Origin of the sequence: Embleya sp. NBC_00896 (assembly GCF_045207785.1) — a bacterium.
GTDB lineage: Bacteria > Actinomycetota > Actinomycetes > Streptomycetales > Streptomycetaceae > Embleya.
The window spans coordinates 1-23,261 of the sequence record NZ_CP108777.1 but is presented as its reverse complement, the minus strand read 5'-3'; the positions used below and the strand labels follow the sequence as shown (position 1 = coordinate 23,261).

The window sequence follows — 23,261 nt, the reverse complement described above, 5'->3', positions numbered from 1 at the left end:
GGGTGGAGGTCGCTGCCGATCTATCGCGGAAGGGTACCGATGGGGGCCACCTACCTGGACGACCGGATCAGGGAGGGCACCGTTGTGGTGGTCGACGGCGACGGACCCGACGCGCGGGCGATGCTCCTGCCGATCGCCCAGTTCGCCGACAGCCTCACGGACGACCGCGACCACGGGCACCCTCAGGACCACAAGGAGGTGTGCCCGCGGCTGCACTGCCACGGCAACGTCCACTTGCCCGAGGAACACAAGGTGTGGGTACATCTGCACCACCTGCACACCGCCGGCCGGCTCCTGCTCAACGACAACGACGCCGTCCGCCTCGCCGTCCCGCCCCGGGAACCCGGAGAACGCCGGGCGTTCGTCTCCTGGCACGGACCGGCCGGCACAGTCGGTGAAGAGTCAGTCGGCATTCTCGGTGATCGCACGCAGCGCCTCGACGTGCGCCGTGAAGGCATGGCAGCCGCGGGTGGTGAGTGACAACCAGGTCCGCGGTCGTTTCCCGACGTACCCTTTGGTGATCTTGACGTAGCCTGCCTTCTCCAGCAGGGCGGCCTGCTTGGACAGCACCGGGTCGGTCACCTCGACTGTGTCGCGCACGTACGCGAACTCCGCCTTCTCGGCCGCCGCCAGCGTCGCCATGATCGAGAACCGAACAGGGGAGTGGATGATGTCGTCCAGCGCGTGCCGGGGATGACTCATGCCCGTACCCTCCGGGACGTCACGCAGGCCGCCACGAAACCGGGCAGCGCCACCAGCACCGCACCCGCCAGCCACCAGGCCGGGTCACCCGGGAAGAACGCGACGCCGATGCCGAGCACGAGCCCGTACAGCGTGGCCCAGGTTCCCATCATCACGTAGTGCGTCACCGCCATCCCCCGATGCGCGACCGGTTGCCGCGCCGCGTACACGCTCAACCCGACGATCAGGGGCACCCACACGGCCGTACTGACTATTGCGCCCAGCCGACCGCCCAGCAGGGCAAGGGTGAGCACCTGGGCGAACGCCATCGTCCCGTAGGCCAGTTGGAAGCGGATCACCCAGCGCGACTGCCGGTCCACCGATTCCTTGAGCCTCTCCGCCTGTGCCAGGGCCACCGAGGGGGTCAGTTCACTCATTTCCATATCTCCACCATGACAAGTACTTATCAAGTTGGCAAGTACTTGTCATTCCGACATGGCCGTCCAGCGCCGACGGCTGCCGCAGCGATCGCCGTCGATGTCGGCCAGGACACTCACCCGTCGAGGTAGCCGAAGGTTGGAGCCGAGCCCGGCGGTTGTGATTTCGCAGTGGTGGTTGGTGTGTGGGTGGTGGTGTGGGCTGGGGTGTTGCAGGTTGGATGAGAACGTTTCGGTGCCGTCTGGGTGGGGGGTCGTGGGGGCCTGACCTGGGGGTGTCGCAGTTTCGTTGAGAAGGCCCGGGCGTGTTTCACATAGCCCTGTGCGTCTAAAGGCCCGGTCCGTGCATGTGCTGGTCACGGGGCCTTGGCCTGGGTGGCAGGGCCGGGATCGCCCATCGCCCGGGTGTGTGGGACCCGGTGGTGGTGCCGGGGCGGTGCCGGGTTTCGGCGAGGTGGTCCAGGCGGATCCGGTCGAGGCTGGTTTTGGTGATGCGTTCGGTGTCGTCGTCGATGGTGGTGATCGCGGCTTGGCGGATGAGGCGGGAGGGGGCTGCCGATCCGGCCGGCGGTGCGTTGGTGGAGGTGGGCGGCGAGGCGGGGGAGCGTCCCTGCGCGGTGCGCGTTCAGGTCGAGGGCGGCTTCCACTCCGGCGATCAGCTCTGTGAAGGGTTCGCGTTTCCCGAGTCGTGCCGGGAACGCCCCGCACTCGATCAGCGAGGCCCGTCCGGCGAGTTGCGCCCCGCGCACACCACTGAACAACGGCGTCGCCACCACGTCGATGCCCGCGTACACGAACGTCGCGCCGATGCGTTCGGTGAGGTCTTTCAGCAGGTCGGCGGTTTCGGCGCCGGTGCTGGTGCGGGGGTTGAGGCGGTGGATCTCGTCGATGAGGACCAGGCGGACGCCCGCCCGGTCGTAGGTGTGGCAGACGGCCTCGGTGATCTGTGCCTGCGTCATGCGGGTGCCGGCGGGCACGCCGAGATAGCGGGCGAACTCGGCAGGGCCTTCGCGGTCGCGCCTGGCGGTACGAGAACATACGCGACCGTCACGTGTGTGTGGGCCTGCCCGGGCAGCGCCGGGGCGCGGCGGGTGTGGGCGAGGTGGCAGGTGCGTCCGACGCGGGTGCAGGGCGGTGGTCTTCCCGGCCGCGGCGGGGCCGGTGACGATCAACGCCGGTCGGGCGGTGGTCTGTTGGTGGCGGCCCACCCTCCAACGGCACCTCGGCGTCCAGAGCCGCGAAAGCGGTTCGCCACGGGCCCGGTCGAGGAGGTCGACACCGCGGGAGAGGTTCCGCAACCAGGTGCCGGGCCGCGTCCGCGGTGCTGCCGGTCTGGGCCCCGCGCAGCTGGACCAGCTCTTCCTGGGTGCCCACAGGGTCGGTGATCAGCGCGCGTGCCTCGGCGGACTCCATGCAGCGCCGCCTCGTGCCGGAGCCGCCCGTCTTCTCCTCCTTGGCCGGCACACGCAGCCGGGAATCCGACGGGGTCGTCCACCGGATCACCTTGACCGGATCATCTTCCGGGCGCGCCCGACCGCCCGCGTCGCGTGTCGCGACCCGTCGGCCGGCCCGGCTCCCGACAAGTACACCCCGGTGCCCGTTGCCCGTCGCCGTATCGTCGGGAGCGTCGGGCGCGTCGGGCGCCGGGGTTTGCCGGCTGGATGTCACACATCTAGGATTGTGGGCGGATGGGGCCTAGGACGTATATGACCCAGGACGTATGTCGCGTGATGGGAGGACCACCATGCCGTACGACACCGACATCGACACGGATGCCCCGGGCGCGGATGCCGTGAGTGGCGCGCGTGAGCGTCTGCTGTGGATGGACGTGGGTCTGTGGCGGCAGGCTCGCGCGCGTGCGGGCCGAGACGCCCTGGACCTGACGCCGGTGCTCGAGGCCCTGCTGAACGCCTATGCCGACGGCCGGGTGACCGTGACCCCGCCTTCGGGTCGTTCCCTGGGCCCGACCCGGGACGGTACCGCCCGGACCGGTTGCCGTACGGGCCCGCTCTCGCGGCGGGTGTGGTCGCGTGCCGACCACCACCGCGCGGCGGCGGGCGTGAAGTCGATGCCCGTGCTGTGTGAACTGCTGATCGGTGGATACGTCGACGGGCACCTGGAGACCACGTTGACCGCGACCGGCCACGTACCCCGCACACACCGAGAGGACGACGCGGCATGAGCGAGCCCACCACACCCCTGCCGGGCGGCGAACGGCTGCCCCGCCCGGAGCGGACCCCCGACGCCCTGCGCGTGGCATTGGCCCGCGTCGCGCCGCATCGCCTGCCCGAGATGGAACGCCAGAAGAACGAGGCCTTCCAACTCGCCGCCCAAAGCGCACACCTGGGGCCCATCCAGGGCTGGCTGACGGTATGGGCGGGCGAGGTCGAAGTCGAGCGCCGACCCGACCTCCTCGCCCGCCGCCACGCCGCCGAGCAGACCCTGCAGACCCTCGAACGCCAGGACCCGGCCTGGCAGGCCGCGCGCGCGGAACTCCTTGCCGTCCTCGCCGAGGCCCGCGAGGCCACCGGGTGACCTGGGCCTGGGAGTACGAGCCCGACGAGCCGTACGTGACCGCCGGCGCCCCACCGGTCCTGATCGTCCAAGTCGAGGAGAAGGCCGCCGAACTCGTCCGCGCCGCCGAGGCGCTCCACATCCACGGCGAAGCCTACGAAGGCCTGTCGCCCCAGGGCGGCACGGCCTTGGTCGCGAACGGCATGTTCGTTTACCAGGTCGTCCCACGCCACGAACGTGTTTACATTCTGCAAGTCACCGCCTGGTGACGGCCGCCATCACCATCCGACCTCACCCGGCGGCCTCGTCCTCCTCCCGGTTCCAGAACGGCAGCGCCTCTGACCGGAGCGACCCGAAACACCCCCACAGACACCCCACCCCACCTCCCCGACCTCACTCCAAACCTCACACCCACCAAGCACGAAAGACCCCCGGCCGACACGACTTCACCACCGCATGCCGAGTTCGGTGAGCAGCTGCACCCGCTCCTCGCTCAGCGATCCGCGCCGGGTGCGTTGGTTGTTGACCCACTCTCCCAACCTGACCTCGACGTCTGCGCCGGCATCGCCGACCGTCGCCGCGCCGGGCCCGCGGTCCCGCCGCCCGCGGAATCACCGTCCCGCGCGGCGATCACTACACGCGCCTCCGGGAACGCGCCGGCAGGCGCGGCCGCTTCGGGCGCGTCCGGCGCGGGTTCGGTGGTCGTCGGGCGGGACAACGACGGTGACGTCTCCACCGACGCGACGTGATCGGGGACCGTCACCTGGAGGCGAGCGGCGCGGGCTCGGGTACGCCGGGTCGGGATTGGGGTGTGGGCACGGGGCGGCCGGTTTCGTCGACCGTGCCCGGCAGGGCGAGCCCGGCCAGGGCCCGGTCGTAACGGTCACGGTCGCGGCGGGCACAAGACGCTCGGGTCCCGCCTCGGGTCCCGCCTCGGGTCCCGCCTCGGGTCCCTTCGGGTGGGCGGGGCAATCGAGGAAAACGCCTGGTCACCCGCCCTGGACAAGGGCCGGTGAACAGCCGACTACTTCTCCACGGGGTGTCGCCGTATCCGCCTGCGCCCGGAGCCTCCGTGAACAGCCGCCGGTCGGGCCCGGGGCGGGCGGGAAGGCGGCCGGCCCGGCCGTGGGCGAGGTCGCCTTTGGGGTTGCTTTCGGGGTTGCTTTGGCATCGGTCGGCCACCGATCGTTTTCCCTGGTCGCGGCCGCGTCGGGTCTCGATCGGCGCCGACTACTTCCCCGGGTGCCGGCGGTCGTTGCAGCACCCCGGTTCAGGGGATGCCATGGCGAAGTCCCCGACCTGGGACCAGGGTTCGGGGACGGGTACCCATGCGGGCCGCCGACGCCACACGCCGGCCGGTGCGCGAGGAGATTCAGGGCGCGGCTCGCGAGGCAGCCGCACACGAAGACTGACGTCGGGCTCTTCACCGCTCCGAGGCGGACGACACCCCCGCCGAGCACGCAGGGGCTCTCAGCGGGGGTGTCGGGGCCGCTCGAACCGTCAGCCGTAAACCATCTTCCAGCCACTGCACTTGTAGTCGCCGCTGACACAGACCTGCATCTCGAACCACCGGCCGGGGCCGACCTTGACCCTCTGGCTCGTGCCGTACCCGCGCGTCGCGTCGAGGTACCAGTAGCTGGCCTGGCCCTCGTTCCGATAGTGCACGGTCGCCCGGCGACCGTCGGACGCGGTGTCCTTGATGGTGAGGTAGCCGGTGCTGTAGTCGTACGTGGCTCTGGCACCCCCGGTGGGGTTGGAGATCGAGGTCGTCGCGGCGCTCGCGGGCGCGGCGACAGCGGTGGTCACCCCGAGAACCGCAAGGCCGGCCGCTGCGATGATGCCGAGCCTGGAGGTGAAAGTACGCATGCAGAAACACCTTCCTGGTAGAGGGATGGGCCGCCGGGTCGCCATGGGAACCCGACGGCATGCCGACGATCCTCGTCGAGCCCAACGCAGCCGAACCACACCCTTCGGGACTCGCGAGGGATTCGTGAGGGATCAGGCGAGGGGCCTGTCCGAGGTAGCACCCGGGCCCTGCGTCGAAGTGAGGCTCGGTAGCCGAAGTTCGCGAGGCTGCTTCGCGGTTGCGCCACGCGTTCGCAGCGGCCCGCCTCCACTCGACGCGATGGGGGTCGCGCCGGGCTGCACATGTGGCTGCTGTTCTCGGGCCACGGCTCAGAAAATGTTGGGCAACTGATCGTTTTCGGTCTGTTGTGTAGATCGCCGGTGCGGGTTGCCGATGGCGGTTCACGATCGCGGGCATGTGCGTCTGTGTCTGCAAACCCGGTTACGACTCGTCGTTGACGGATCGTCAATGGGCCCTGATCGAACCGCTGTTGCGGGTTCGGAGCACCGCTGTGGTTCGGTGCCGGCCCGGCGGGCGGTCATGTCGGATCCACGGGATCCGCGGGTACCGGGGCCGGTGGGGACGAACCGAAGGGCTTCGGTTGGAAGGACTGCCGTGACGTGGTCATCCGCGCCCGTACACGGCTCGGTGGCCCCGTCGTGCTCGTGTGGGCCGACCCCGCGCGTGGTGCCGGCCTCGTGGCCGGTGCCCTCCCGGCGGCCCGACGTCCGAGCGACGATTAGATGGATCGTCTAATGCTAGACTTTCCGTCTACATCGGGGATGGTGATCATGGACGTCTATCTCGACCCGCGCTCCGGGCGGACCTATCCACTCGACGCGCTGCGTTGGCGAGGTGATGACGGCGCGCCGCTGATGGTCGGGCCGCGGCCGGGTATCGGGCCGAAGGACATCGAGACCTCCACGCGCTCCCTGTGGCGCTACCGCGCCGCGCTTGCGGGAGCCGTCACCCGACCGGTGTCGCTCGGCGAGGGGTGCACCCCGCTGATCGAAAGGCGCTGGGGGGACCGGGACGTGCATTTCAAGCTCGAATGGTTCAATCCGAGCGGTAGCTTCAAGGATCGCGGAACCAGCGTGATGATGTCGCTGCTCGCCCGACGGGGAGTGGAGTCGGTACTCGAGGACAGTTCCGGCAACGGAGGTTCCTCGGTGGCGGCCTATTGTGCCGCCGCCGGCATCCGAGCCCGGATCCTGGCCCCGGAGGGGACGTCCGCGGCGAAGGTGTTGCAGGCCCGGGCCTACGGTGCCGAGGTGGTGCTCGTGCCGGGCGATCGGGCGGCCGCCGCGGAGCAGGCGATGCGCGAGGCGCGGACCACCGCGTACGCCGGCCACAACTGGCACCCCCTCTTCCTCGAGGGCACCAAGACCTTGGCGTACGAGATGTGGGAGGACCTGGGCTTCGCCGCGCCGGACGTGGTCGTCACGGTGGCCGGCGCGGGCAGCGTCGTCCTGGGATGCGATCTCGGCTTCGGCGAGTTGCTCGCCGCGGGTCACATCGACCGGCTCCCTCGGCTGCTGGTCGCCCAACCCGAACGATGCGCGCCCGTTCACGCGGCGTTCCAAGGGGCCCCAGCCGTCGACGTCGGGCCCACGATCGCCGAGGGCACGGCGATCGAGTCGCCCATCCGCCTGCCGGAAATCGTGGACGCGATCCGGCGATCCGGCGGCGACACCGTGGCGATCCCGGAGGACGACATCGTCGCGGCGACCCGTCGCCTGGCGGGCATCGGACTCTACGCGGAGCCGACCTCGGCCTCGGCGGCTGCCGCGATCGACGCCTTCGCCTCCAGGGAGGCGATCCGCCCCGGCGACACGGTGGTGGTCGTCCTGACCGGATCGGGCCTCAAGGCCGCCGCCGCGATGGGCAGGCTGTTCATGTGACCGAGGACGAGTCGTTGCTGCGCGAGACCCAGACGATCGTGACCGCCATCGGTCGCATGTTCCCGGGTGGGTGCGAGGTCGTCCTGCACGACCCGCACGACCGGGAGCACTCGATCCGCGCGATCGGGAACAACCTGTCGGGCCGCTGTGTCGGTGATCCGGCCACCGAGCCGGGCGTCGCCCGCATCCGGGATCCCGACTGTCCCAACGTCATCCGGAACCACCCCGACACCTTCCCCGGCGGCCGTCCGGTCAAGAGCACCTCCATCGGGATCAAGAACAGCGGGGGCGACTACATCGCCGCCGTATGCCTGAACCTCGACGTCTCACTGCTCACCACCGCGACCCGCACCCTGCACAACCTGCTCCGTACCGACGAGCAGGAGCAGTCCTTCACCGAGAGCCTGCGGGCACGTACCGCCGGGGAATTGCGCGCTCTGGTCGAGGAGTACGCGGCCGAACCCCGTGCGGCGCGGCGGCGGGGGTGTGCCGGCAGGCCGATCCGGGTCGTCGGACCCGAATGGGGGCAAGGTCTCCGACGGCCGTGTCGTGCCGCTACCGAACCCCACCGACAGCGGTCCCGGCGAGTCCGTAATGATCACCGCGTACCCGGGTGGAGTACGGGAGGGGGAGCGGATGCGGTGGCCGGTGGCGGTGCTCGCGTGTGTGGTGGTGGCCGCCGGGACGTCGGCGACCGGGTGCGCGCGCTGCTTCGCGTGTGCCGAGGAGGGCGGGCGTCCGTCCGGGTTGGTCGCCTCGGATCTGGTCGGAACCTACGCGGGCAAGCCTTCCGGTCGGCTGACGCTGGAGGCGGACGGCACGTTCACGGCGCTGGACTGGCCCGACCCGGACGATTTCGAGATCACGTCCTCGACCCTGCGGATACCGTCCGGCAACGGAACCCGGACCTTGAAACCGCGCCGGGACTTCGGCGATGTGCAGTTGCTCTTCACGACGTTGGGCACCCGCCACAACTACGGCGGTCGTTACGAGGTGTCCGGTTCACGCCGGGAACCTCGGATGTATCGGTTTGCCGGGGACCCCGACATCTGCAAGTTCCACACCTTCCGCCGCACGCGGCGAGAGAGCGAGTCCCCTCCGGTGCGCGTGTCCGAATCTCCGGCTGCGCGAGCGGCGGTCCGAGCGTCCGCGACCTCGGTCACCGAGGCCTGACGGGGGCGTGCCGCGCGGCCCGCTACCTGCGGTGGTGGGCCGCAGGCGGACGTGGTGGTCGGGGCCGGGGCGGGGGTGCGCCGTCGAGGGAATTGCCTCCGGCGATGTGTGGGCAGGTGAGGGCGGCGCCGGTCTCGGTCGCCATGACGGGGAGGCACCGGCGTTCGGGGGCCGACTGCTGGTGGTCCACGTGTAGTCGGGGCAGTCGGGGCAGTCGGGGCCGTCGCGCAGCGCGCGGTTGATCAGACGGCATCCCAGGCCTCGGTTCCCTGCATCAATGAAGAGGTTGGTTCGGTCAACGGTTCGTAGACACGGATGGCGTGATGCCCGGTGGGGATGAACCGGAACCCGTCGTGGCGGGTGAGGAAGCGGATCCACCGCGAGCGGGCCCGCGACATCCTGTGGCAAGGCGTCGGATACGTCATCGATCCTCTCTGCACCAAGAGCCGGCGTCAGGAGATCCTGCGAGAGGCGCGGGATGTCACGGGGTGCTCGCAAGCGGCATGGCGTCGGCCCACTCCCAGAAGGCGACCCCGGCGGTGACCGTCGTCTCCGTGACAGCGAACAGTTTCGAGGGTTCATCGCCCGGCGGGACGTCGACCGCAGCGAAGCGATCGCCGCTCCATTCGCTGAGCAGCCCTGCTGCGACGATTTCGGCCTTGACTTCGGCAACAGCCTTCTCAAGGTCGGCGGACGGCAAGTCCGGGGTGATCAGGATCCGGAGGACGCGATGCCACGAGGTTCCGACCACCTCGCCGACGTAGTCGTTCTCGTTGAGAAGTACGGTGTCGCCCAGACCGAGCCCATAAGTGAAGAACGGGATGCAGGCGACCTCGTAGCTCCCGTCATTGAGCGCTGTGAGCCAGAGCTGCTCGACCCGTCCGTCCAGCCCGAAGGGGCCCAGGTCGGCGCGCGCGATGTAGTTGGTCGCGCCGCGTCCGACCGGGTGCTCGTGGACGATGAACTGCATGTCTGCTCTCCCCGGGACCGGCTCCGATGACCGTAATGCTGCCGCAGTCGATCACGGCTGTCGGTGGCCACGGCTGTCGGCGGCGGGGGCCAGGTAGTCCGAGTGGGACCGGACCCGATCGATCAAGGCGCCGGCCTGCTCGCGTTTGCTCCGCAGGAAGGTGAGCGTGAGGTCGAGACCTTCATGGCCCCAGGCCAACGAGCGACCGACGGCCGACAAGCGAAGACCGAGCACGGGTGGAGCGCTTCCGATTTTCGCTCCCCGCGTGAACGAGGCGCCGCCGCGACCCGACGACGTGTGATTTCGCAGTGGTTGTTGGTGTGCGGCCGCCGCTGTGACCTGGGGTGTTGCAGGTTGGTTGAGAACGTTTCGTGGCGTCCGGGTGGGGGCCGTGGGGGCCTGACCTGGGGGTGTCGCAGTTTCGTTGGGAACGCGCGGGTGTGTTGCACATAGCCTGGTACGCCTAAAGGCTCCGGTCGTGTTTGTGCTGTTCACAGGGTTTTGGCTTGGGTGGCAGGGCCGGGATGGCCTACCGCTTGGGTGCGCGGGACCCGGGTGTGCCGGGGCGGTGGTGTGTTTCGGCGAGGTGGTGTGTTTCGGCGAGGTGGTCCAAACGGACCGCGTCGAGGCTGGTTCTGGTGATGCGTTCGGTGCCGTCCACGATGGCGCCGGTCGCGGCCTGGCGTACGAGGCGGGCCAGGCTGCCGATCCGTCCGGCGGTGCGTTGGTGGAGGTAGGACGCGAGACGGGGGAGTGTCCCGGCCCGGTGTGCGTCCAGGTCGAGGGCGGCTTCCAACCCGGTGATCAGCTCGGTGAACGGTTCGCGTTTCCCGAGCCGCGCGGGGAACGCCCCGCACTCGATCAGTGAGGCCCGTCCGGCGAGTTGCGCCCCGCGTACCCCACCGAACAACGGCGTCGTCGTGACGTCGATGCCCGCGTACACGAACGTCGCGCCGATGCGTTCGGTGAGGTCTTTCAACAGGTCGGCGGTCTCCGCGCCGGTGGTGGTGCGGGGGTTGAGGCGGTGGATCTCGTCGATGAGGACGAGGTGGACGCCGGCCCGGTTGTAGGTGTGGCAGACGGCCTCGGTGATCTGGGCCTGCGTCATCCGGGCCGTGAAGGGGACACCGAGGTAGCGGGCGAATTCGGCGGCCAGGGCCTTCGCGGTCGCGCCCGGCGGCACGAGGACGTACGCGACCGGTACGCGTGGGTGGGCCTGCCCCGGCGGCGCCGGGACACGGCGGGCGCGGGCGAGGTGGCAGGCGCGCCCGACGTGGAGCAGCGCGGTGGTCTTGCCCGCGGCGGCGGGCCCGGTGACGATCAGGGACGGTCGGGCGGTGGTCCGTTGGTGACGGCCCAGGATCATCAGCGTGCGCACGTTCGCGGCAAGGGTGTCGATGGCCGGGGTGCGGACGGTCACGAACGTCGAGTGGTAGGCCAGGCGTTCCTCCCGGCCGCGTGGCGGCGTGCCGGGCTCGGGCGGCACCGGGGGCGGTGCGGTCGCGAAGTCCTGCCGGCCCTGCCAGGTGGTCACCGGCCGGGACTGTTCCTTCGTGTCGATATCGGTGTATACCCACGCGTTGCCTCTGTCGTCGCCCGACTGCTCACCGGGGCTCACCATTTCAGGGCCTCCTCGTGTGCGTCGTAGAGCCCGTACCCCGTATATCGCAGGGCAGGGGAGCCCGGGTCGGCTTCGTCGGTGTCCCACCCCCGCGGTGGTGACTCGTCGGGACCGTCGTCGAGTTCGTCGAGGCCGTCCTCGCCCGTCCCGGGGACCGCGTCGCCGAGGTCCTGCTCCCGCCCTTCGTGCCCGGAGCGCGTCGGCGGGGGAATCCGGGTGGGTGTGCCGCGGGCCAGGAGGTTGTGCTCGATGCGGGTGGCCTGACCGGTGCGGGCGCGGCGCATGAGCTGGTCGAGGGCTTCCGCGAGGTTCGCTTCGTGGATGTCGGCATCGTTATGGCGGCCGGCGGTGGCACGCACGTACCGCCAGGTGCGGTCGTCGAACGGGTGGTGGGTGTGGTCGCGGTGGATCCAGGGGATCTCGGTCAACTCGCCGTCGGGCAGGCGGATCCACACCTGGCGGCCGTCGTGGGGGTTGTGGTGGACCTCCCACTTCCCGCCTCGGGTGGCGATGCCGGAGGACTGCCCGCGAAGCGGGCCCAGGACCTCGTGGTCGTACGTGCGGTGGTCGATGCGGATCCCGCGTTCGGTGACTGCCTGCCATCGCACCGGCAACAGTTCGAGGTAGTCGCCGCCGGTCAGCGGTACCGGCACGTATCCGCACGCCGCGACCAGGGCGGCCCACATCCGGTTCGGCGTCAACGCGACCCTGGGCATCACCGGATGGCGTAGTCCTTCGTGGGGGCGCTGGTGCCAGTGCACGAGCCATTCGTCGAGCAGGTCCTGCAACTGGGCGACGCTGAAGCACGCCTCGCGTTCGACATCCCTGCCACGCCGGGTGACGTCGGAGCCGGTGTACCCCGGAAGGTGTTGGCAGAACAAGGAGTTGATCGACCCGAAGGTGCGCTCCACGATGCCCTTCGCCGTCGGCGCGAATGGCGGAGCGGGCTGCACACTGATTCCCAACGTCTCACAGGCTGCGGTGAACGCCCCCGACAGGAAGACCTTCCCCCGGTCCACGACGATCGTCTCCGGAACAACGACCGGCCGCGCGGCAGCGCCCTCGAGGCGTTCGTCAAGCGTCATCAGCCGTTCGCGCGAGAGCAGCCGGGTGTGGGCGAAGCGCAGCGCGTCGGGCCACGTGGGCCGGGCCGGGTGCGGCACCGCCATCTCCGCGAGTGTGAGTGGTCGTTGGTTGTGGGGTGGTGTGGGGTGTGTGGGCCGGGGGTTTCGCAGTTGTATTGGGATGGTTGTTCCGGGCGTGGGGTTGGTGGGCGTGGTTTTCGGGGTGCGGGTGGGGTGTTCGGGTGGGCTCGGGCGGGGTTGTGAGCTGGGGTTTTCGCACTTGTATTGGGTTTCGCGGGTGTTGTGGGATGCATTGAGATTTTGTGCGGTTCGGATGGGAATGCCATAGGCGGCGGTTGCCGGCCTTGTCTTGCGGGTGGTCCCGGGGCTCGGCCCGGGGCGGGGTTTTCAGGGTCGGGTGTGGTGGCGGATCCAGGACCGCAAAAGGTCGTCGGGTCCGGGGGCCAGGCGTGTGAGTCCGAGTGTGAGTGGTCGTTGGTTGTGGGGTGGTGTGGGGTGTGTGGGCCCGGGGGGTTTCGCAGTTGTATTGGGATGGTTGTTCCGGGCGTGGGGTTGGTGGGCGTGGTTTTCGGGGTGCGGGTGGGGTGTTCGGGTGGGCTCGGGCGGGGTTGTGAGCTGGGGTTTTCTCACTTCCGTTGGGTTTCGCGGGTGTTGTGGGATGCACTGAGATTTTGTGCGGTTCGGATGGGAATGCCGTAGGCGGCAGCGTTTGGCGGTTCTTCTCGGGTGGTCCCGGGGGATCGGCCCGCAGCCCGGGGTTTTCAGGGTCGGGTGTGGTGGCGGATCCAGGACCGCAAAAGGTCGTCGGGTCCGGGTGCCAGGCGTGCGAGTCCGAGTGTGTGGGCGGTGTGTTCGAGGAATGTGGTCACGGCCGGGTGCCGGTCGGGCCGGGGTGTCGCCGGTAGGCGCGTACGAGCGAGGACGCGGGCGAGGACGACCGTTTCGGGATGGACGATCACGGGCCGGGCGGTGAGTTCCCAGGAACTGCCTTGCGTGGTCGTGTGGTCGGGGTTGAAGGCGGCCAGGCGGCGCCCTCGCGCCTTCCACCGGCCGGTGAGATACAGCCGGTGGTCGTACCAGCGGGTGACGATGGCCTGTGCCCACGTGTAGGCGGTGTTCGCGTTCGGCCGGCGCAGGAGCCTGCGGTGTTCCCGGTGTGTGGGCGAGTTCGGGCAGGCCGCGGGTGTCCAGGAGCCGCGGTCGGAGCCCACGGGTGCTCCAACACGAATGCCGCGAGCACCACACCCGATGGGCAGGCAGGTACATCCGTGCGCGTGCGGTGGCGCCTGCGGTGTGGCGCAGGGGCACCACGGGCACGCCACGAAGGAGTTGTTCGTACGGGTCGGGGCGATACCACGCGGCGCTGCCCCCCGGTTGCCCCGACGGCGTCCGGTGTTCGGGCCGGGTTCGCGTCCCGGGGCCGTTCGAGGTGGGGGAGCGCCCGCGCAAGGTGGTGGTGGGGGACTCGGGCGAAGACGGCGAGTCGGTGTCGTGCCGCGTCGTCGAGGTGGATCTCGGTCGTGTCGGTGTCGTCGGCGCCTCGCGCGCCCGTGGTGGTGATGCCGATGCCGTCCAGCAACTCGGGCACGCTCTGCCGATACGTCGCCGCGACGCGACCGAGCCAGGAGGCGGTGGACTCGTAAGGCAGGGGAGCCACACGGAACGCGCCCGGTCGCGTGTCGGTCCGGCCCCACAACGCGGGTTCGGCAGCCGGGCCCCGAGGGTTCGCGCCATCGTGTGTTGCAAGTGCTCCCGACCCCGACCCTGCTCCCGGGAGCGGGCCGGTCCCGGTCGCCTTCACGTGTCGTGTCGCCGTGTGCGGCCACCGGTGCGGGTGCGTCCGGTGACGCGGGGGCGGTAGTGGTCCTCGGCGGTGTGGTCCAGCACGATCCCCTCGAGGCCGGTTTGGTGATTTTCTCGGTGCCGTCGAGGATCGCTGCGATCGCGGCCTGGCGGAGCAGGCGGGCGAGGCTGCCGATGCGTCCGCCGGTGCGGGCGTGGAGATACGACGCGCGCGCGAGGGAGTGTCCCCGCGCGGGGTGTGCCCGCAGGTCCAGACAGGCTTCCATCGCCGCGACCAGGTCACGGAACGGCGTCCGCCCGCCCCCGCCGCCGAGGGGGACGGGCCCGCAGTCGACGACCGTGGCGCGCCCGGCGAGTTGCGCCCCGCGCACACCCCCGAACAACGGTGTGGCGACCACGTCGATGCCCGCGAACACGAACGTCGCGCCGATGCGTTCGGTCAGATCCTTCAACAAATCGACGGCCTCCGCCCCCGTCGTGGTGCGTGGGTTGAGGCGGTGGATCTCGTCGATCGCGACCAACCTCACCCCCGCCTCGCGGTAGGTGTGGCACACCGCGTCGACAATCTGCGCCTGGGTCGCCCTCGCGGTCACCGGAACCCCGAGGAAGCGCGCGAACTCGGTGGAAAGGGCCTTCGCGCTGGCACCGGGCGGGACCAGGACGTACGCCACCGGCACCCACCCCTCCAACGCCCTTCCGCCGCGTCGGGCGGCCTCGGCGAGGTGGCATGCCCGACCCACCTGCAACAGCGCGGTGGTCTTGCCCGTGGTCGGCGGCCCGGTGACGATCACACACGGCCGCGCGCCCGTCTCCTGGTGGCGGCCCAGGATCATCAGGGTGCGCACCGTCCGCGAGATCGCGTCGATCGTCGGGGTGCGCACGACGGCGAACCGCGAGTGATACGCCAAACGCTCCTCCACCCCACGCCCGGCCTCGCCCGCTTCGGGCGGTGTGACAGGCGGCCGTTCGACGAAGTCCCGGAACCCGTCCCACGTCACGGGCGACGGCCACCGGCCCTCCGCCGCCTCCGCGCCGGTCACCACAACTCGGCCTCGGCGTGCGCGTCGTACAACCCGAACCCGCCCGCTCCGCCGGACGCCCCACCCCGACTTCGACTCGGAGTCCGTGTCCTCGTCGAGGAACTCGCCGCCGCCGTCGAGGTCGTCCAGACTCTCCACACCAACACCGGCACCGTCGTGCGCCGCCGCGCCCGGTACGCGTCCCGGGAAGACGAATCCCGCGACCCCCTCCGAGTTCGCGGCATGCCCGTCGTGCCCGGTGCCCGCCTGCTCCACGACGCGGCGCGCCCCGGGAACCGCCCGACCCGCCGCGGTGTCCTCGCGTCCACGACTTCTTCGGCTCCCGCCGCGGGCGGGCCCCACGGCGGGGCGGACCTCGCGCAGGAGCGCCGCGAGGGCGCCGGCGAGGTCGGCTTCGTGCCGCTCACGGTCCCCGCGTCGTTCGACGCTCTCCCTCACGTGCCTCCACGCGTGGACGTCGAACGGCGCGTTCACGTGGTCGCGGTGGATCCACGGCACCTCGGCGAACTCCCCGCCGGGCAGGCGCACCCACACCTGGCGGCCGTCGTGGGGATTGTGGTGCACCTCCCACCTGCCCTGCCGCGCGGTCACTCCCGAGGACCGTCCCCGACACGCCCCCAGGACCGGATGGTCGTAGGTGCGGTGGTCGATGCGGATCCCGCGGTCGGTGACCCGATGCCACCGCACCGGCAGCAATTCCACATAGTCCCGCCCCGTGAGCGGCACCGGCACATACCCGCACGCCCCACCCAGGGCGCCCCACATCTCGTTCGGCGTCAGCGCCGCCCTGGCCATCATCGGATGCCCGCAGCCCCTCGTGGAGACGGCCCTGCCGCCCGACGGTGATCCATTCGTCGAGCAGGTCCTGCAACTGCGGCACCGTCCAACACGCCTCGTCCTCCACACCCTGTCCGCGCCGGGTCGTGTTCGACCCGGTGTACCCGGCCACGTGTTGGCAGAACAGCGTGTTGATCGCGCCGAACGTCCGCTCCACCACCCCTTTCGCCGCGGGCCTGCGCGGCGGGGCGGGCTGCACGCTCACCCCCAACGTCTCGCACGCCGCCAGGAACGCCTCGGACACGAACACCCTGCCCCGGTCGACCACGATCGTCTCCGGCACGATCACCGGCCGCGCCGCCGCGCCCCTCCAACCGCCCATCCACCGTCGCCAGCCGCTCATACGGCACGCTCGCCCGCGACAGCTCCAACGCCTCGGGCCAGTGCGGGCGCATCGGATGCGGCACCACCATCTCCGCGAGCAACAAAGCGGCGTCGACCGCCTTGGTCCCCTCCGGCCGCAACACCGCCGCCACGACGCTCCGCGTCGCCACGTCCACCGCGATCGTCAACTCCGGCCGCCCCAACCGCCCGTCGTCCAAAACGGCCATCACGTCCAAGCGGGTGCTGTCGACCTGGACCTGCTCGCAGCCGCGACACCCACGGGAGCGAACGGCGGCGTCGTCGCGCTCGCGGTCCGCGCCGGCCGCCCGGCTCGCTCCGCTGAATCGGCAAAGCGTTCACCAGCCGATAGAACGTCGCCCGCGACGGCAAGGCCACCACACCCGGCCCATGCGCCCGGTCCAGGATCTCCCCGGCCAACCGCCGCAACCCCTCCACCGTCCCCTTCGACCGCCCCCGCTGCCGCCGCAACGCCCTCCAACACGGCCACCACCACCCGCTCGTCGCTGCGCCCGGTCGCACTCGCGCCGCGCGTGGCGCGCTTGTCGACCAGCCCCCACAGGCCCTGCCGCCGATACCGGCCGCGCATCCGCTGCACCGTCGCCACACTCACCGCCCACCCCGACGCCCGCATCTCCTCGACCTTGGCCCGCTCCCGCTCCGCCATGGACCGACCCGGGCCGTACTGCGCACGCGCGCACCCCCACACCGCCCGGGCCGTCCGGCAACCCGCACTCGATCTCGTGGATGTGCCGCTGCCACGCGAGCGCCCGCTCGCGCTCTCGCAACGGCACCGTCTGGAACCAGCCCCACGGCAGCACCCCCGCCACAGGCGCCCGCACCCACCAGCGCGAAGTCCGGGGCCGCGCACAGGTACCCGACCAGCATCGACCCGACCACACCCCGCTCGTCCACCAGCCGCACCACCGGACCCTCCAGAGCGACCACCTGCCACGAACGCCCCTCGAACACCACATGCGCGCCCACCGCGACCACCGGCCGCCGACCCCCGCCGCTCACCACGACACCCCACCCTCGGCCGCCGCGCCGACCACCGCCTCGACCCCGGTCCCGCCCAGGCCGGCACCCGCTCGTGCAACGGCCGCGACAACACCACCGACAACCGCCCCGACCACAACGCGTGAAAGACCACCGGCCACACCACGATCGGATCACCCACCGCCCGCACACCCTCGATCAACGGCCGCGCCCGGGCGAACGCGTCCATCACGGCCGCCTCCACGGCGGGCGAGCCCCGATGACGGGGATGCCGGTATCCGGCCAGCCACCGCACGTTCGCCACGAGAACCGGGTCCGGTGGCTCGAGCCGCCGATACGACCAGCCGACCGCCTCGCACGCCGCCGCGACCACCCCACCGGCCCGCAACGCCCGCACCCCACCCGCACCGGGCGAACCCGGGCAGTCGGCCAGCAGCGCGGTGCCGTCCGCGTACCGGGCGAACACCTGCGGGACCCACGACCGCACCCCGCCCGTCCGCCGCGTCGCGCCACACCAACCGCACCGGCGGCCGCCCCGCCAACCCGACCACCCGCGGATCGATCCGAGAACGGCATCAACCGATCACGCATCACGGCCGGCCGTGCACCACATGGCCGCCGGTGGTCGCCGACCACCACCAGCCCGGCCCCCACCGCCGCCCCGGCACCACCGCAAACGCCGACACCGGCGCCAACTCCTCGAACCGCGTCGACCCCGCCGCCTCCACCCACGGCCGCTGCACCACGCCCCCCACCGCGTCGACGAACTCCGCCTCGACACCGGCCACTTCCGCAACCGCCGGGGTCCGAACCCCCGCCCCGCCCACCGCGAACCGCTCATCCATGCCCGTAGTCAAGTACGCGAGAAATCCTCAGAAAGACAGAGAACCCCACCACCACCCGAACGAGCGCACCCCCGCACGAACACCCCACGCACACCGAGCCCGTGATAACCGCTGCGCCGCAACAGGTCCGCCCCCGCCCCTACGCGCCGACCACCTCGGTCCGACCCGACCCGGGCCGGCCCACGCGCCTATTCGTCGTTCTCGTCCCGGCCGGCCGTGAGCACATCCGTCAACTCCGCGGCCGACAACCCGGCCCAGCCGGCGACGTCCTGCACGGGCACCCCGGCGTTCAACGCCGCGACAGCGGTCCGCCACAAAGCCCGCTCGAGGAATTCGACACCCCAGGAGAGGTTCCCCAGCAGGTGCCGGGCCGCGTCCGCGGTGCTGCCGGTCTGCGCCCCGCGCAACGGGAGCAGCTGCTCCTCCGCTTCCCCACGAGCTCGTCGATCAGCATGCGTTCCTCCGCCGGCACCATCGTGCGCCACAGCGTCCCCGAACCGCCCGCCTTCCGCTCCCTGCCCGGAGACCGCAACAGCGCGGCCGCGGTCGCCGGCCGATCCTCCTGCCGCACCCGCCACGGATCGTCCACCCACCCCAACCCCACACCCGCACCCGCGCCCCCACGCCGACGGCGGACGACGGCGCCCATCCACGCGATCAAGGGGCCGCCGTCCTCGACCACGACCACCGACCCCAACCACGCCCGCCTGACCCGCTCCCCGAGTTCACGGCAAAACGCCCCGTCCACCCGCAACATCCGAGGCCGCCCGGCACCACTGTCGCGCCACAACCGCTCCACCATGCCCGGATCCAGCAACGCGTCCGCCACCGCGACCACCTCCGGGAAGACGACGCGTCCCGCCCCACCACCCGCCACCACCCGAAATCACCCCCGGCGTCCCCGCCCGCGACCGCGTGCAGCCGCTGCGGCCAGACCTCCTCCCGCTCCCAGTGCAACGCCGACTCCCACCACCGGCACACCACCGCCCACGCGACCCCGAACACCTTCCCGGGACCCACCCCCGCCCGCGCCGCCCGCCGCGCCACACCGCCCACCGCCGCCGCGCCGCCACCACCTCCGGCACCTCACGCAAGTCCAGGTGTTCCGGAACCCCACCCGCGTCCGCGTCCAAACCCCACCGCCCGTGCCGCACGCACACCCGCTCCCACCGCGCCGCGTAGCGAACCACCCGCACCGGCCCGCCGGTACGCCGCGCCGCACACAATCGACACCCGAACGCCACCGGGCCCACCACGGCGCCGCCCCCCCCGCCACATCCCCCTGCGGCATCCCCGCCGTGCCCCACCCGGCAACCGTCGTCCTCTTCCCGGCCCCAGGACGGCAGCGCCCGCCCGAGCACCTCCTCCCCGACCCCACACAACTCCACCAACACCCCGCCGCCCCGCCGTCCCGGGACCACCTCCGCGTCCGCCCGCAGCCCTCCACCCCGGTGCGGGGGACAGTGGTTGGGCCACCCCCAGTGCCCCGCCAGGGGCGTCGGCGTCCACCCGTAACACCCGGCGACCCGGCCACCAAGGAACGACCACGTCGTCTCACCCCCGACCGGAGCGACCCGAAACACCCCACCGACATCCCCCGACCTCACTCCGAACCTCACACCCGCCAACACGACCCCCCCCGGCCGACACCGCCCCTCACCACCGCATGCCGAGTTCGGTGAGCAGCCGCACCCGTTCCTCGGTCAGCGATCCGCGCCGAGTGCGTTGGTTGTTGACCCACTTGCCGAGCCGGACCTCGACGGCACCGCCACCCTTGCCCGCGCCACCACCGAGTCCGGTCGCCGTCTGTGTCGCCACGGTCTCCACGTGTGCGCGGGGAACTTCGAGATCGCCTTCGCGTTCGCGGTAGGCGACGGCCGCCGCAAACGCCGTCTCCCACGCGCCCCGACCGCGCCTGCGCGCCCGCGCCCCGTCGCGGTCGGCCGCAGACCCGCCGACATCGACGCCCGCAGCCACCGCCACGTCGCCGTCCGCTGCGCCGCCGTCGTGTTCGGGGCGGATGCCGAGTGCGTCGAGCTGTTCGAGTTGTCCGGGCCCCAGCCGTGCCCGCACGGCTGCTCGCCGGTGCCGCTGCGCCCATCTGCCGATGTCCTGGCCGCCGGCGACGTGTCCGGGTGTCAGCTCCTCGAGGGCTCCGCCGCGGGCGAGGTGCAGGCGTACTTCGTTGGCGGCCCGCTGCCAGGCGATGGTCCACCCGTCGGGCTGCCACCACGGGTCCAACTCCTCCAGGGCCCGGCGGCGTTCGGGGTGCGCGTCGAGAACCCCGGCACGTCGCTGGTTGGCGAGCCATTGGCCGACGCGGATGCCGTCCTGGACGGCTCCCGGTGGCGCGGCGAGGTGTCCGACGCGTTCGACATACCGTCGTGCGACGGCGAGTCCGTCGTCGAAGGCGGCGTCGGGGTGTGACCAGACCATGCCGAGCATGACGAGTTTGCGGACGCGGCCGGCGTCGAGCCGCCCGGCGGCGTACTCCCTCCGTTGTACTGCCGCCCATTGCCCGACCGGGTAGTCGTGGTCGTGCTCGTCGCGTGTATCGAGCGGAATTCTGAGGTGGCCCCGCGTCCGGAGGAAGCGGCGTGCGGCGAGGTAGCCGCGGTTCCAGTCCGTTCGTCGGGGTCGATGACCCGTAGCCGCGCGAAGTCGGCGACGATCCGCTGCTCCCGTGGGCTGGAGAACCACACCAAGGAACGGCCGTGTCTCCGCCTCCACGCCCCCGCCCGGGCCGCCCGGCACATCCGGACCCGCCGGCCCGGCCGCCCCTCCGGCCCTCCCACGACCCCTCCCGCCCTCGGCGGCCCCCGCGCCGCCCGCCGCTGCGCCGGCTTCCGCTGTACCGCCGTCGGCCGCGCTGTCCGCGTCGTCGTCGGGTTCGTCCTCGACGACCGCCCTGGCTGCGCCGTGTGCGGTGGCCTGGGGGACGGCGAGGGCTTCGACGAGCTCGGGGGCGTGGGCCCTCAGGGCCTCGAGCACCGTCACCAAGTAGCGATGGCCATCCGACAGGAGCATGTCGTCGGGGTGTTCGTGGTCGTCGAGGAAGACGGGGACGACGATGCCGGCGACCTTGCCCTGCCCCGGTTGCTGCCGCAGAGCCCTACCCAGGGCCTGAGTGATACTCACAATACTTGACATTTCGTCGAAAATGGCTACGGCGTCGACGGCGGGACAGTCGATCCCCTCGCCGAGGATCCGCACGTTCGAGACCACGGACAGGTCGCCCGGTGTGCCGGGTTCGGCGAACCGGCCGAGAACTCGCCGCCGATGCTCGGCCGGGTGATCGCCATGCAGCCATTGGGCCCGCACGTCCGCGGGCGCCTGGTCCGGGAGTTCGGCGCGCAGCCGTCGGCCGACGTCGGGCAGTCCGAGGGCGAAGGCTTTGGCTTCGGCGACGCGGTGGTGGAACGTGATGACGGTGCGCAGGTTGTTCTCGCGCGCGGTCTTGAGGAGCGCGGTCTGCAACGCGGCGAGGCGTTTGCCGCGCCAGGCCTCGACCAGCTTCGGCGCGTTCGGGCTCTCGTCGTCGAGGGCCTTTCGCGCGTCGCGCCGGGCCTGGTTGAGTTCCTTGTCCCTGATGTCGGCCACCAGCACCACGAACCTCGCGAGCAGACCGCGCTGCACACTTTCGGCGAGCCCGAGCTGAAACAAACGCGGCCCGTAGATCTCGATCGCGTCCATGGACACGGCGAGTTCCTCGGGCAGTGCGGGGACGCGCGAGCGTCGCGATCCCCGGGTCTGCGACGTATCGCCGTCGCCGTCGTCATCTGACGCACCGTCAGCGAAAGCGGACATTTCACCGGTTTCGTAGATCATTTCCGTTTGCAGTTCCGGCGAGAAATACTCGTCTTCCGAATCGATTTCCGGATCGATATCGTCGGGGATCGGCGGGAGCTCGATGTGAGGTCGGGTGTGAGGTTCGGTGTGGTCTCCCGCCCCGAGACCGAGGCTCGGGGCCCTGGGCACGTGTCCCGCCTCGAAGAGCGCCTCCTGACCACCCGGACGCCCGGCGCCACCGCGCCGCCGCTCGCCACGCCGCCGCCTGCGCCGGCCTTTGAAGGGTTCGTAGATGCGGGGTGTGGCGGTCATGTACAACCGCCGCTGCGCCGGGACGAGTGTGTTGTCGTGGACGTCGGTCCAGGTCTTGTCGATGTGGCCGGCGGCTCTAGCCGGAAGCATAAATCGCTGAGGATGAGGGTCCAAGCCGGTAGGGCGGGGATTCCGTAGGGCCCGGTGTGGGCGTGGATGATGGCGCCGAGAGACGCGTAGGTGCTGAACACGGTGTACCGGGCGTGTTGTTGGGCCCACAGGGCGAGGCTGGGTCCGCTGGTGGTGGCGCGCACGCCCGCTGCGCCGAGTGCGGTGTCGCCTTCGAGGGAGCAGATGGCGAGCATGGGTTCGTCGTGTCCGAGGGTGCGCCAGGCGGTGACGGTCTGGGTGAGGAGGTCGAGGGTGGGGACCAGGACGAGGGTGCCGCCGGTGGGGGCGAGGCATCTGGCGGTCTCGGCGGCGATGAGGGTCTTGCCGGTCCCGGTGGCGGAGACGAGGGAGCCGCGGTTTCCTCCGGGCCCCACAGGGCCTTCGGAGCTCTCGCACGGCGTCGGCGGCCTCGACCTGATGCGGTCGAAGCCGTGGTGTGGAATTACGCATGGACCTTCTCCATTCGGTTCCGGAGTACCTGCCGGGGTGCCCGCTACATGTCTAATCTTACCTGTGGAAGAATTGAGTCACCGCTAGTCCCTGTCTTCCGTACGAACGTGTCTGAATGTTGGATTCGAGATGTCTCGAACGGTGACGCGCCCGGAGGATTCGGCCGCCGAGGGAGGCCGTGGCGGTGAGGTGGACCCGGCACCGGGCTCCGTCGCACCAGCGAGGAAAGACAAGAGACGTCAACCCCCATTATGCGGAAGCCCCGCCCCGGCAGCTCGCCTACGTCAAGTCGACTCCACCAACAAGCCAACGCCCGGACCCACTTGCCAGCTGGCCGCGCAGCTACAGGCACCCGCGAAGCGGTGGCATTAAGTCCCGCGGCGGGACCCCGGGTCCGCAGCGCGGACGGACTCCGACAGCCGCGAAGCGGCTGTCCTTCACTTGATGGCGCAACGCGCCATCCGGCCGCCACCTGGCGGCGGCCTTTCACTCGCAAGCCGCGCAG

General features: G+C 71.0%; 20 protein-coding genes and 2 pseudogenes. 7 read left to right on the top strand and 15 right to left on the bottom strand.

Translation table 11 applies throughout. The features are described from left to right. The first annotated feature begins 39 nt into the window (after positions 1–39). Positions 40–480, top strand: a complete 441-nt coding sequence (locus tag OG928_RS33240) for a hypothetical protein (RefSeq protein ID WP_331765715.1) — start codon at positions 40–42, stop codon at positions 478–480. Here the strand turns inward: OG928_RS33240 and OG928_RS33235 are convergent. The 3 genes from OG928_RS33235 to OG928_RS33225 all read right to left on the bottom strand — a co-directional run bounded on the left by OG928_RS33235 (position 403) and on the right by OG928_RS33225 (position 2,326). Beyond that, complete coding sequence (locus OG928_RS33235) at positions 403–702, bottom strand: transcriptional regulator (protein ID WP_331765714.1); 300 nt, start codon at positions 700–702, stop codon at positions 403–405. The two genes, OG928_RS33240 and OG928_RS33235, sit on opposite strands and share 78 nt — an antisense overlap. Further along, positions 699–1,118, bottom strand: coding sequence for a hypothetical protein (locus OG928_RS33230; RefSeq protein ID WP_331765713.1), 420 nt, complete (start codon positions 1,116–1,118; stop codon positions 699–701). The genes OG928_RS33235 and OG928_RS33230 overlap by 4 nt, the downstream gene beginning before the upstream one ends. Before the next feature lie 356 nt (positions 1,119–1,474). Next, positions 1,475–2,326 carry a TniB family NTP-binding protein gene (locus tag OG928_RS33225; RefSeq protein WP_331765712.1) on the bottom strand — a complete coding sequence of 284 codons (852 nt, stop codon included), beginning with the start codon at positions 2,324–2,326 and terminating at the stop codon, positions 1,475–1,477. Positions 2,327–2,862: 536 nt separating this feature from the next. Here OG928_RS33225 and OG928_RS33220 point away from each other — a divergent pair. Genes OG928_RS33220 through OG928_RS33210 form a run of 3 tightly spaced genes read left to right on the top strand, consistent with a single transcriptional unit; the run spans position 2,863 to position 3,901 of the window. Then, on the top strand, positions 2,863–3,300 hold the full coding sequence (locus tag OG928_RS33220; RefSeq protein ID WP_331765711.1) for a hypothetical protein: 438 nt from the start codon (positions 2,863–2,865) through the stop codon (positions 3,298–3,300). Then, positions 3,297–3,653 carry a hypothetical protein gene (locus tag OG928_RS33215; protein WP_331765710.1) on the top strand — a complete coding sequence of 119 codons (357 nt, stop codon included), beginning with the start codon at positions 3,297–3,299 and terminating at the stop codon, positions 3,651–3,653. The genes OG928_RS33220 and OG928_RS33215 overlap by 4 nt, the downstream gene beginning before the upstream one ends. Before the next feature lie 35 nt (positions 3,654–3,688). After that, positions 3,689–3,901, top strand: a complete 213-nt coding sequence (locus tag OG928_RS33210; protein ID WP_406291366.1) for a hypothetical protein — start codon at positions 3,689–3,691, stop codon at positions 3,899–3,901. 177 nt (positions 3,902–4,078) lie between these two features. On the opposite strand, the gene OG928_RS33205 is transcribed toward OG928_RS33210, so the two are convergent. Beyond that, a complete protein-coding gene (locus OG928_RS33205) occupies positions 4,079–4,171 on the bottom strand; it encodes a helicase associated domain-containing protein (RefSeq protein ID WP_331765708.1) in 93 nt (30 codons plus the stop codon). Between the two features lie 961 nt (positions 4,172–5,132). Beyond that, entirely contained in the window at positions 5,133–5,498 is a 366-nt protein-coding gene (locus OG928_RS33200; protein ID WP_331765707.1) for a hypothetical protein, read from the bottom strand. Positions 5,499–6,260: 762 nt separating this feature from the next. On the opposite strand from OG928_RS33200, the gene OG928_RS33195 reads away from it, so the two are divergent. The 3 genes and pseudogenes from OG928_RS33195 to OG928_RS33185 all read left to right on the top strand — a co-directional run bounded on the left by OG928_RS33195 (position 6,261) and on the right by OG928_RS33185 (position 8,552). Continuing rightward, positions 6,261–7,379 (top strand): pyridoxal-phosphate dependent enzyme, encoded by a 1,119-nt coding sequence (locus OG928_RS33195; protein ID WP_406291365.1) that lies wholly within the window; start codon positions 6,261–6,263, stop codon positions 7,377–7,379. Continuing rightward, positions 7,376–7,840 (top strand): annotated as a pseudogene (locus OG928_RS33190) (transcriptional regulator); the annotation flags it as partial. The gene OG928_RS33195 and the pseudogene OG928_RS33190, both read left to right, overlap by 4 nt. Before the next feature lie 88 nt (positions 7,841–7,928). Next, the gene (locus tag OG928_RS33185) at positions 7,929–8,552 is read left to right on the top strand and encodes a hypothetical protein (RefSeq protein WP_406292147.1); all 624 of its coding nucleotides are present in this window, start codon (positions 7,929–7,931) and stop codon (positions 8,550–8,552) included. Between the two features lie 481 nt (positions 8,553–9,033). Here OG928_RS33185 and OG928_RS33180 read toward each other — a convergent pair whose 3' ends face one another. From OG928_RS33180 to OG928_RS33135, 10 genes and pseudogenes are all read right to left on the bottom strand, one after another. Beyond that, a complete protein-coding gene (locus OG928_RS33180) occupies positions 9,034–9,522 on the bottom strand; it encodes a DUF4265 domain-containing protein (RefSeq protein ID WP_331765705.1) in 489 nt (162 codons plus the stop codon). Between the two features lie 529 nt (positions 9,523–10,051). Further along, positions 10,052–11,056 (bottom strand): TniB family NTP-binding protein, encoded by a 1,005-nt coding sequence (locus OG928_RS33175; protein WP_406292071.1) that lies wholly within the window; start codon positions 11,054–11,056, stop codon positions 10,052–10,054. Between the two features lie 80 nt (positions 11,057–11,136). Beyond that, on the bottom strand, positions 11,137–12,312 hold the full coding sequence (locus OG928_RS33170) for a hypothetical protein (protein WP_406291364.1): 1,176 nt from the start codon (positions 12,310–12,312) through the stop codon (positions 11,137–11,139). Positions 12,313–13,183: 871 nt separating this feature from the next. Continuing rightward, on the bottom strand, positions 13,184–13,885 hold the full coding sequence (locus OG928_RS33165) for a hypothetical protein (RefSeq protein WP_406292070.1): 702 nt from the start codon (positions 13,883–13,885) through the stop codon (positions 13,184–13,186). A 601-nt stretch (positions 13,886–14,486) separates the two neighbouring features. Then, positions 14,487–14,864: pseudogene (locus OG928_RS33160) on the bottom strand (TniB family NTP-binding protein); the annotation flags it as partial. Between the two features lie 1,594 nt (positions 14,865–16,458). Further along, positions 16,459–17,715: a TnsA-like heteromeric transposase endonuclease subunit gene (locus tag OG928_RS33155; protein ID WP_331768207.1), complete on the bottom strand. Its 1,257-nt coding sequence runs from the start codon at positions 17,713–17,715 to the stop codon at positions 16,459–16,461. 124 nt (positions 17,716–17,839) lie between these two features. After that, positions 17,840–18,094 carry a hypothetical protein gene (locus OG928_RS33150; protein WP_331765700.1) on the bottom strand — a complete coding sequence of 85 codons (255 nt, stop codon included), beginning with the start codon at positions 18,092–18,094 and terminating at the stop codon, positions 17,840–17,842. Positions 18,095–18,282: 188 nt separating this feature from the next. Beyond that, entirely contained in the window at positions 18,283–18,501 is a 219-nt protein-coding gene (locus tag OG928_RS33145; protein WP_331765699.1) for a hypothetical protein, read from the bottom strand. A gap of 1,249 nt (positions 18,502–19,750) precedes the next feature. Then, positions 19,751–21,901 (bottom strand): Helicase associated domain protein, encoded by a 2,151-nt coding sequence (locus OG928_RS33140; RefSeq protein ID WP_331765698.1) that lies wholly within the window; start codon positions 21,899–21,901, stop codon positions 19,751–19,753. A 290-nt stretch (positions 21,902–22,191) separates the two neighbouring features. Beyond that, positions 22,192–22,680 (bottom strand): DEAD/DEAH box helicase family protein, encoded by a 489-nt coding sequence (locus OG928_RS33135; protein WP_331765697.1) that lies wholly within the window; start codon positions 22,678–22,680, stop codon positions 22,192–22,194. Positions 22,681–23,261 lie beyond the last annotated feature (581 nt).